Source organism: Tepidiforma sp. (assembly GCF_034433535.1).
Lineage (GTDB): Bacteria > Chloroflexota > Dehalococcoidia > Tepidiformales > Tepidiformaceae > Tepidiforma.
Genome location: NZ_DAOUAO010000058.1, coordinates 1 through 3,327 on the forward strand (window position 1 = coordinate 1; position 3,327 = coordinate 3,327).

The following is a 3,327-nucleotide window of genomic DNA, read 5'->3' on the forward strand; positions in this document are numbered from 1 at the left end:
GCTACCGCACCATGCGCGGCGACCGCGTCCCCCGCAAAGGCGGCTGGGATACCCACGGCCTCCCCGTCGAGCTCGAAATCGAAAAGGAGCTTGGCCTCAAGTCCAAGCCCGAAATCGAGCAGTACGGCATCGCCGCCTTCAACCAGAAGTGCCGCGAATCCGTCTACCGCTACGTCGAACAGTGGACCCGCCTCTCCGAGCGCATCGCCTTCTGGGCCGATTACGACAACCCCTACGTCACCTGCGATAACACCTACATCGAAACCTGCTGGTGGATCTTCAAGCAGCTCTGGGACGCCGGCTTCGTCTACCAGGATTACCGCTCCACCCCCCACTGCCCCCGCTGCGGCACCTCCCTCTCCGACCATGAGGTCGCCCTCGGCTACCAGGACAACGTCCCCGACCCTTCCGTCTACATCAAGTTCCGGCTCCACCCCGGCCAGCACGAGCGCCTCGGCCTCCCCGGCGACCGCCCCATCGCCCTCGTCGCCTGGACCACGACCCCCTGGACCCTCCCCGGCAACGTCGCCCTCGCCGTCAAAGACGACGCCCCCTACGGCGTCTACGAGAACGGCGATGAACTCCTTATCCTCGCCCAATCCCTCGCCCCGGCCGTGCTCGGCGGCCAGCCCGAGCCCCTCGCGACCCTCCCCGGGAGCCGGCTCGTCGGCCTCACCTACGAACCGCTCTACCGCCCCGAGCAGCTCGGCCACCAGGTCCTCCGTTTCGGCGATGACGGCCGCCTCCGCCCCCTCCAGCCCGGCGAATCGACCGACGGCCTCCGCCGCGTGATCGCCGCCGACTACGTCTCCCTCGAAGACGGCACCGGCATCGTCCACACCGCCCCCGCCTTCGGCGGCGAAGACTTCGAACAGGGCAAACACCACCGGCTCCTCTTCGCCCAGCCGATCGACCTCCGCGGCATCATGGCCGAGGGCCTCCCCGGCGCCGGCAAGTTCGCCAAGCAGGCCGACCGCGACGTCGAAGCCGACCTCGAAGCCCGCGGCCACCTCCTCAAGAAGGGCACCATCCGCCACACCTACCCCTTCTGCTGGCGCTGCGGCACCCCCCTCCTCTACTACGCCAAGCCCTCCTGGTACTTCCGCACCACCGCCCTCCGCCAGCAGCTGCTCGAAGGCAACGAGCGCATCAACTGGTACCCCGAGCACATCAAGCACGGCCGCTTCGGCAACTGGCTCGCCAACAACATCGACTGGGCCTTCTCCCGCGAGCGCTACTGGGGCACCCCCCTGCCCTTCTGGCGCTGCGAAGCCTGCCAGCAGGTCACCTGCATCGGCTCCCACGCCGAACTCATCGAACGCGCCGAAGACCCGGCGGCCGCCCGCGCCCTCGACGACTTCCACCGCCCCTACATCGACGAAATCACCATCCGCTGCCCCGCCTGCGGCGGCACCGCCCGCCGCGTCCCGGAAGTGGCCGACGCCTGGTTCGATAGCGGCGCCATGCCCTACGCCCAGTGGCACTACCCCTTCGAGCACCGCGACGACTTCGCCCGCCGCTTCCCCGCCGACTTCATCTGCGAAGCCATCGACCAGACCCGCGGCTGGTTCTACACCCTCCACGCCGAGGCCACCCTCCTCCGCGCCGCCGGCGCCATCCCCGATGGCATCGCCTACAAAAACGTCATCTGCCTCGGCCACATCAACGACGAAAAAGGCAACAAAATGTCCAAGAGCCGCGGCAACACCGTCGACCCCTGGACCGTCATCAACCAGCACGGCGCCGATGCCACCCGCTGGTACATGTACGCCGCCAGCCCCGCCGGCTCCCCCCGCCGCTTCAGCGCCGGCCTCGTCGAAGAAGGCCTCCGCCGCTTCCTCCTCACCCTCTGGAACACCTACAGCTTCTTCGTCTCCTACGCCAACATCGATGGCTACCGCCCCTCCGGGCCGCCCAACCCCGCCAGCGAGCTCGACCGCTGGCTCCTCTCCGAACTCAACGCCCTCGTCCTCCGCGTCACCGCCGAGCTCGACCAGTACGACCCCACCGACGCCGCCCGCGCCATCGAAGCCTTCGTCGATGACCTCTCCAACTGGTACGTCCGCCGCTCCCGCCGCCGCTTCTGGCGCGGCGCCAGCGCCGACGACCCCGACAAGCAGAGCGCCTACGACACCCTCTACACCGCCCTCACCACCCTCGCCCTCCTCCTCGCGCCGTTCACCCCCTTCCTCGCCGAGGAGCTCTGGCAGAACCTCGTGCGCTCGCACGACCCGGAGGCCCCCGAGAGCGTCCACCTCGCGCCCTGGCCCGCCGCCGATACCGCCCGCATCGATGAGCGCCTCAACGCCGAGGTCCAGCTCGTCAAGCGGGTCTGCTCACTCGGCCGCGCCGCCCGCGCACGCGCCCAGATCCGCGTCCGCCAGCCCGTCGCCGAACTCCTCGTCCACCCCCGCACCCCCGCCGAGGCCGAGGTCATCCGCCGCAACAGCGCCCTCATCCTCGAAGAGCTCAACGCCCGCGCCCTCGTCATCCTCGAGGACGAATCCGCCGTCGTTTCCTACGACATCAAGCCGAACCTGCCCGTGCTCGGCCCGAAGTACGGCGCAGGCGTCGCCGCCATCCGCGCCGCCCTCGCCGAACTGCCCCCCGCCGGGGTCGCGGCCGCCGTTCGCCGCGGCCAGCCGGTCCGTGCCGGCAGCTTCGAACTCGAACCCGGCGAAATCCTCCTCCACGCCAGCGACCGCGAAGGCTACGCCGCCGCCCAGGAAGCCGGCCACACCGTCGCCATCACCACCGCCATCTCGCCCGAGCTCGCCGACGAAGGCCTCGCCCGCGAAATCGTCCGCCGCCTCCAGGACCTTCGCCGCGAAGCCGGCCTCAACCTCACCGACCGCATCACCGCCTGGGTCCACGGGGATGCCGACGTCTCCCGCGTCCTCGCCTCCCACGGCGAATACATCCGCGCCGAGACCCTCGCCCTCGAGCTCATCGACGCCCAGCCGCCGCCCGGCGTCCCCCAGGGCCGCGACGACCTCGACGGCACCCCGCTCGCCTTCGGCCTCCAGAAGCAGTCCCCCTGACCGACGCGCAAACCCCGCAGGGCGGGGCAGCACCCGCCGTTCTGCCCTGCGGGCATCACCTCCAACCTCCAACCTCCCACCTCCCGTAGAATCCAGCCGTGCACGAACACCCCGCCCCGTCCGACCTCCACCGCCTCTTCCACCCCCGCGCCGTCGCCGTCGCCGGCGCCTCCACCCAGGTCGATAGCCCCGGCCACGATTACCTCGAAGCCATCAAGCGCCAGGGCTTCGCCGGCCCCCTCTACCCCATCAACCCCCGCGCCGAAACCGTCGCCGGGCTCCCCGC

The 3,327-nt window shown here is 70.3% G+C and carries 2 protein-coding genes; both read left to right on the top strand.

Features of this window, described 5'->3' with window-relative positions; all coding sequences use genetic code 11:
- Positions 1-3,041: isoleucine--tRNA ligase (gene ileS, locus VAE46_RS03035; protein ID WP_322795437.1), on the top strand; the 3,041-nt coding region annotated here is incomplete at its 5' end.
- A gap of 98 nt (positions 3,042-3,139) precedes the next feature.
- Positions 3,140-3,327 (top strand): CoA-binding protein (locus VAE46_RS03040; protein ID WP_322795438.1); only part of this gene is annotated, 188 nt, incomplete at its 3' end.